Source organism: Alphaproteobacteria bacterium (assembly GCA_035625915.1).
In the GTDB taxonomy this organism is placed as follows: Bacteria; Pseudomonadota; Alphaproteobacteria; order JACZXZ01; family JACZXZ01; genus DATDHA01.
The window spans coordinates 1-6,120 of record DASPOR010000148.1 but is presented as its reverse complement, the minus strand read 5'-3'; the positions used below and the strand labels follow the sequence as shown (position 1 = coordinate 6,120).

The window sequence follows — 6,120 nt, the reverse complement described above, 5'->3', positions numbered from 1 at the left end:
CCAGCTGAAAGTTTTCGAGCTGCTTGAGATTTTCGGTGACGCGCGCAAGGGGCCGGCCGATCGTGCGGCGCGCCGTGAACGTCGCCGCAAATCCGATAAGCAAGATGAAGGTGCCGAGCGCAATCAGAAGCATCTCCGTGTTGCGGTCGATGCGGCCAAGGATGTCCCGCTCGGGTATAACCACGCACGCGATCAGTCCCATCTGGGCGAGGGGCGATAAGGTCACGAAAAACGTCCCGCCCGTGGCGGAATCGCGAAACGTGAATTGGCGGCCCTTGTCGATCGACTGGAGCTCGGCATCGTTTGCCTTCAATGCGGCCACGGCGACGCGCACCGCAGGGAGGTCAATCGCCTCGAGCTTGAGAATGTTGGGCGAGGGGGCCATGCCACCTATCGCCGTGAGCATGCGGCTTTGGACCGCGACCAACTCGTCATAGGTGTTGGTGAGGAACACCATGCCATGGGGGCTCACGTCGATGGCATCGAGGAATGCGGAGAGGCGCACGAGCGAAATCGACACGCCGACGGCACCCAGAAGCTCGCCGTTCCGCTCCACAGGGCTCGACGTCGTAACCCCGAAATTACCCGTTGCCGGCAATCGATAAATATTACTCCATGCCGGGCGATCCTTGTCGAAAGCGGTCAGGAACCAAAGCTGCTGGGTCACCATGTAGTCGCTTGGGGCCTTTTCCCGATGCTCGAAAATGAAACTGCCGGTATCGTCGAGGCGATACCGGTCGGTTATCCGCCTCGCTTGTGTGCCGTCGGGAATCGTTTCCTCGATACGGATCATTCCATCCAGGGAACGGAGGACCAGGAAGGCATGATTGTCGGGCTGGCCGAATTCGATTGCGGTCAGGCTCGGCTGACTTTCCAAGAACGACAGGAAAAGGAATTGTCGCCGAGCCACGTCGTCCAAGTCATCGCTGCTGTTGACGAGATTCGTCCCGATGGCTTGGCGCACCGCAACCGCATCATCTAGAAGGCGATCCACTTTTTCAGCGATACTGTTGATGACCAGTGAATTGAGCCGGGCGTTCAGTTCAGCGACGTTGGATTCCGAGGTCAGCGTCCACGGGACATGGACGATCGCGGCCGTCAAGACCACGACCGCGACGACGCCGATGCTGAGACCGGCCCTTATCGAAATCTGTAATTTGCGGGCAATGCGCAAGCCAAGCCCCGACGCGCCATCGAAGGTCGATTATGTACCGCCCAAAAGGACCGTTAGAAACGAAACCGCGGGGAAGCCGCTACGCCTGTTTGGGCGTCGTGCTCCCGCCATCGATTTTTTGACACGTCCCCGCGGGAACGTAGATCCAAGATTTCGGATCTCGTGCGGTCTTCGCCTCGCCGGCACAGGAGTGGCTACCGGCCGCAGCGCAGTCATTGCCGCCGGCGGCATTAACGCCATAGCACTTTTCGGACTGTATTGTCGGTGCCGGAGCGGGGCCCGCATTCGTGAGCGACGGCATCGTAATCGCAGCGGTGGCCGCCACGGCGGCGAGCACAGCAGTTCTCATGGTGCGAACTCCTCTTGCCATTGATCGGTCTGGGTCCGGCCAAGAATAACCCAGCTTCATGCTTGGCGGGGAGGTTGCGGCGCTTGGGGCCGTAAGAAATGCGGCGGGGTCCGGTTCGGGCTGGCGGGGGCCGTTGATTCGAGCAAAAATCGAACATAAAAAAGTCGCATAATATGTATTATGGAAAATATCCATGGAAACACAAATCGCGTGGAATTATGAGCTTATTCAACAGCCTATGGCTTCCGGCAAAGGCTGCCCGGGCGCTGAGCTTACACTCCCAGGAAGCCCCTGAACCTCCACTGCTCAATGGTGATGCGGGAAAGTGCCTTGGTTGGGGTGGAATTGACGAAATTGGTGGAAATGGTGAAACCGGTGAAAATCGTGCACGAATAGAAAGCCGCCGAACCAGAATGGCGGCCCGTAGAACCACGGATCGTATGCCCAGTAGGGATAATATGGCGGATACGGGTAGTCGTAGGCGTTGCCGTATGGATACTCGGCCATCGGATAAGGCACTGGCGAGTAATTCGGCGGTGGAACCGTGTAGGTTTGGGCCGGCAATCCCGGCGTTTCCTGGGTGACCAGCCAGCTGCCATCGGGCTGCAAACAGGCATGCCCTGTCGCTTGCACGGACTTTCCGTCGATGGTCACGGGAACGATATAGTCGCGGCACACCGGCTGGGTGTTTGCGCCGGTCTGGCCGCCGGCAGCGCCCGAGGGTTCTTGTTGCGGGAATTGCCCTTGCGGCTGCGCGCCAGCGGGCGGTGCTGGCGGCGGCTGATTGCCGACGACATACACCTGTGACGGCAAGCCGGGTGTTTCCTGGGTAATTTGCCAAGTTCCGTCGGGCTGAAGGCAAGCGTGCGCCACCGCCTGCACGGTCTTGCCGTCGATCGTGACCGGCACCGTATTGTCCTGACATTGAGGACCTGGAGGTCCAGCGCCATTTGAAACGGCACCGGGCGGGCCTGCGCCGGATTGGCCGATGCTGCCCGTTCCGGCTTGGGACTGTCCCCCTGGAGGCTGTACAGGCTGCACCGTCTCGCCGCATGGCTGTGCGGCACCCGGACCGCATGCAGCCTGTACGCCGCCGCGGAGAACTTGCGGTGTGCCGGCCGAATCCGCCTGCTGCGCCGAGGCCGGTATCGCCAATAACAAGGCGAACCCAGCCGCAATCGCTAATTCGGCGGAAATTGCAAATCTGGACATCGGCCGCGCACTCGTATCACCCGTCTTTCCATCCCAATTTAAGATGCTATCGGGGCGAATCCAGGGCGTAAAATGACTTCCGTGTCATATTGATTGCTTGAATACTTCCCGATCTTCTTTCCCTACGCTATGAGTCTCTCGCCCGCGCGCTAGGTTTTATCCCGCGGCCGTGAACCCCAGAGCCGACCTCCATGTCCCAACGCAGCATCAACCGGCTCATCGATATCATGGCGCGCTTGCGCGATCCGGTCCGCGGGTGCCCATGGGACGTCGAACAGAATTTCGACACGATCGCCCCGTATACGATCGAGGAAGCCTATGAAGTCGCCGACGCGATCGCGCGTCGGGATTTCGACGGTCTCAGGGACGAGTTAGGCGACCTTTTGCTTCAGGTCGTGTTCCATGCCCGCATGGCCGAAGAAGCCGGCCGGTTCGATTTTCAATCCGTTGCAAGTTCAATCTGCGACAAGATGATACGACGGCATCCTCACGTATTCGGCGAGGACAGGATCGCCGATGCTGAGGCTCAACGCACGGCTTGGGAGACCCACAAGGCGAACGAGCGCGCCGAAAAGGCCGTTCGCGAAGGTGCTCCAGCCGAAAGTGCGCTGGCGGGCGTGCCGCTCGCCCTCCCCGCCCTCCTCCGTGCAATGAAGCTTCAACGCCGTGCTGCAAACGTCGGGTTCGATTGGGATGCCGTTGTTCCAATTCTGGAGAAAATCGAGGAAGAGATCCGCGAACTCAAGGACGAAATCACGAAGGGCGCACCACGCCATCGCCTCGAAGACGAACTCGGCGATCTGCTCTTCGCGGCGGTCAATTTGGCGCGCCGATTGTCGATCGATCCTGAGTCGGCAATGCGCGCGGCCAACGCAAAATTTGAGCGTCGCTTTCGGCGGGTTGAAGCACTCCTCGCCGAACGCGGTCGGACGCCGCGACAATCGACGCTCGCCGAAATGGACGCGCTGTGGGACGCGGCAAAGTCGGCGGAGTCGGATCGGGTAGGCGCCGTACCAGTGGGAAAGCGCCAGAAGGCAAAGCTCGGCAATCGCACGAAAGACAAACGATAACCTATTGGGATATCTCAATCGCGAAAGGATGATCATGACCGTTGCGACTGTTTTCATCACGGGCGCCTCATCCGGAATAGGGGCGGCTTGTGCGAGGCGATTCGCCCATGAGGGTAAGCGCCTCGTGCTGGCTGGGCGCCGCACCGACCGGCTCATGGAATTGAAGCGCGAGCTTGAGAGCAATTCGCCTGCCAAGGTCCATGCAATCGCTCTCGACGTCAGGGAGAAGGCCGCGGTCGACGAGGCGATCTCATCGCTTCCGGCCGAATTCTCGGCCATCGACGTGCTCCTCAACAACGCCGGACTGGCGCTCGGGCTCGAGCCTGCCCACCAGGTCGCGATCTCGGATTGGGAGGGCATGGTCGACACCAACGTAAAGGGGCTCCTCTACGTCACGCGCGCCGTCCTCCCGGGCATGGTCGCACGGGATCGCGGGCACATCGTGCAAATGGGCTCGGTCGCCGGCACCTATCCTTATCCCGGCGGCAATGTCTATTGCGGCACCAAGGCCTTCGTGCATCAGTTCTCCCTCGCATTGCGCGCCGATCTCCTCGGCACCAAGATACGGGTCACTTGCATCGAGCCCGGGATGGTCGAGACGGAATTCGCTGAAGTGCGCTTCAAGGGCGACAAGTCGAAGGCCAAACAGGTTTACGCCGGCATGCAGCCGCTGACCGCCGACGATATCGCCGATGCGATCGCCTGGTGCACGTCTCGCCCTTGGCACTTCAACGTCAACACCCTCGAACTGATGCCTGTCGCCCAGGCATTCGGGCCGTTTGGCGTAAAACGGGCAACAAGCTAAGCGAGGGTGAGTGCCGCGATGGCGCGCCAGCTCGGCGCGTCGGGGGCAAGCAATATGCCCCCCGCATGCCGGGTCGGACGGTAGGGTGTTCCATCCCAGCAGGCATTGTAGCCGCCGGCTTCCGCGTGAATGAGGGCGCCGCCCGCATGGTCCCAGGGGAACAGGCGGCTGAAAAGCGTGAAATGGCTCTCGCCGCGCGCAAGGGAAAGGTATTCGCAGCCAGCACAGCGCCGATTGACGGTTGCGGCGAATTTCCCTCGTACCGATTCCAGGTTTTGTGAAACGCCGGGGCGGCCGGCTTTGGCATAAATGGCGCCGCGCATTTCGGCGATGGCAGCCGGTGCCGCCACGCGAAGCTGCTTTCCAGCCTCCCATGTGCCCCCACCACGCTCAGCCACGACCGTTCGGTCGGCGATCGGATCGTGAATCCACGCCGCTCGCGTTTCGCCGGCCTGGGTCAGCGCGAGGATCACGCAGAAATGCTCAATGCCGTCAGCGAAATTGTGCGTACCGTCGAGCGGATCGACGATCCAGACAGGTGTTTCACCCGCAATCAGGTCGAGTAGCTCCGGCGATTTCGCAGCCGCCTCCTCGCCGACGACCCGCGACCCGGGAAGGCGGTCCTTGAGCCAAACGCCAAGCGCGCGCTCCGCTTCGAGATCCGCCGTCGTCGCGAAATCGCCCCAGTCACCTTTGTGCTTGATGTCGCTTTTCGCGAGCTTCCTGAAGCGCGGCATGATTTCCACGGCCGCGATCTCGCGGATGTATTCGGCGATGCGATCGAGTTCGACGGAAACGGTCATGGCGATTCACTAGCACAATCCACGCCAATGGGTCGCCGACAAGAAAAAGGGGGCCACGCTGCGTGGCCCCCTCCCCCATATTCCGAAAGGCGTGCGGTCGGGCTCAGAATCCCATGCCGCCCATCCCTCCCATGCCGCCCATATCGCCATGGGCATGACCGGCCGGTTCTTTCTTCTCGGGCCTGTCGGCGACCATCGCTTCCGTCGTGATCAATAGCCCCGCGATCGATGCCGCATCCTGAAGGGCTGTGCGCACTACCTTGGTCGGATCGATGATGCCCGCCTTGAACATGTCGACATATTTATCGTTTTGCGCGTCGTAGCCGAGATTTGCGTCTTTGGCCTCCAAGAGCTTACCGACGATGATCGAACCGTCAGCGCCGGAGTTCTCGACGATCTGGCGGATCGGCGACTGGAGAGCCTTGCGAACGATTTCCACGCCGTGACGCTGATCTTCATTCGCACCCTGGAGTTTCGAAAGCGACTTCGAGGCGTAGAGAAGTGCCACACCGCCGCCGACGACGACCCCTTCCTCGACCGCGGCACGGGTCGCGTGCATCGCGTCATCGACGCGATCCTTGCGCTCCTTCACCTCGACCTCGGTAGCGCCGCCGACGCGAATGACCGCAACACCGCCGGCGAGTTTCGCCAACCGCTCCTGCAGCTTCTCGCGGTCGTAGTCGGACGTGGTCTCTTCGATCTGCGCG

Annotated in this window: 7 protein-coding genes; 2 read left to right on the top strand and 5 right to left on the bottom strand. The window is 61.1% G+C overall.

Translation table 11 applies throughout. The features are described 5' to 3' along the window. From VEJ16_11845 to VEJ16_11835, 3 genes are all read right to left on the bottom strand, one after another. Positions 1-1,174, bottom strand: a 1,174-nt coding sequence (locus VEJ16_11845; protein ID HYB10355.1) for a hypothetical protein, incomplete at its 3' end; no start/stop codon positions are given. A 79-nt stretch (positions 1,175-1,253) separates the two neighbouring features. Then, entirely contained in the window at positions 1,254-1,475 is a 222-nt protein-coding gene (locus VEJ16_11840; protein ID HYB10354.1) for a DUF2282 domain-containing protein, read from the bottom strand. A gap of 354 nt (positions 1,476-1,829) precedes the next feature. Next, a complete protein-coding gene (locus VEJ16_11835; GenBank protein HYB10353.1) occupies positions 1,830-2,735 on the bottom strand; it encodes a hypothetical protein in 906 nt (301 codons plus the stop codon). 191 nt (positions 2,736-2,926) lie between these two features. Here VEJ16_11835 and mazG point away from each other — a divergent pair, with 191 nt between their 5' ends. Together mazG and VEJ16_11825 are read left to right on the top strand one after the other, a co-directional pair. Beyond that, entirely contained in the window at positions 2,927-3,805 is an 879-nt protein-coding gene (mazG, locus tag VEJ16_11830; GenBank protein HYB10352.1) for a nucleoside triphosphate pyrophosphohydrolase, read from the top strand. 34 nt (positions 3,806-3,839) lie between these two features. Continuing rightward, positions 3,840-4,610, top strand: a complete 771-nt coding sequence (locus VEJ16_11825; protein HYB10351.1) for an SDR family oxidoreductase — start codon at positions 3,840-3,842, stop codon at positions 4,608-4,610. On the opposite strand, the gene VEJ16_11820 is transcribed toward VEJ16_11825, so the two are convergent. Both VEJ16_11820 and VEJ16_11815 read right to left on the bottom strand, forming a co-directional pair. Then, positions 4,607-5,413, bottom strand: a complete 807-nt coding sequence (locus tag VEJ16_11820) for an inositol monophosphatase family protein (GenBank protein HYB10350.1) — start codon at positions 5,411-5,413, stop codon at positions 4,607-4,609. The two genes, VEJ16_11825 and VEJ16_11820, sit on opposite strands and share 4 nt — an antisense overlap. Before the next feature lie 103 nt (positions 5,414-5,516). Beyond that, on the bottom strand, positions 5,517-6,120 hold a 604-nt coding region (locus VEJ16_11815), incomplete at its 5' end, for a TCP-1/cpn60 chaperonin family protein (GenBank protein HYB10349.1).

Excerpts from the sequence above, each read along its gene's own strand:
- mazG (HYB10352.1), top strand. The coding sequence starts at position 2,927 with ATGTCCCAACGCAGCATCAACCGGCTCATCGATATCATGGCGCGCTTG.
- VEJ16_11825 (HYB10351.1), top strand. The coding sequence starts at position 3,840 with ATGACCGTTGCGACTGTTTTCATCACGGGCGCCTCATCCGGAATAGGG.
- VEJ16_11820 (HYB10350.1), bottom strand. The coding sequence starts at position 5,413 with ATGACCGTTTCCGTCGAACTCGATCGCATCGCCGAATACATCCGCGAG.
- VEJ16_11835 (HYB10353.1), bottom strand. The coding sequence starts at position 2,735 with ATGTCCAGATTTGCAATTTCCGCCGAATTAGCGATTGCGGCTGGGTTC.
- VEJ16_11840 (HYB10354.1), bottom strand. The coding sequence starts at position 1,475 with ATGCCGTCGCTCACGAATGCGGGCCCCGCTCCGGCACCGACAATACAG.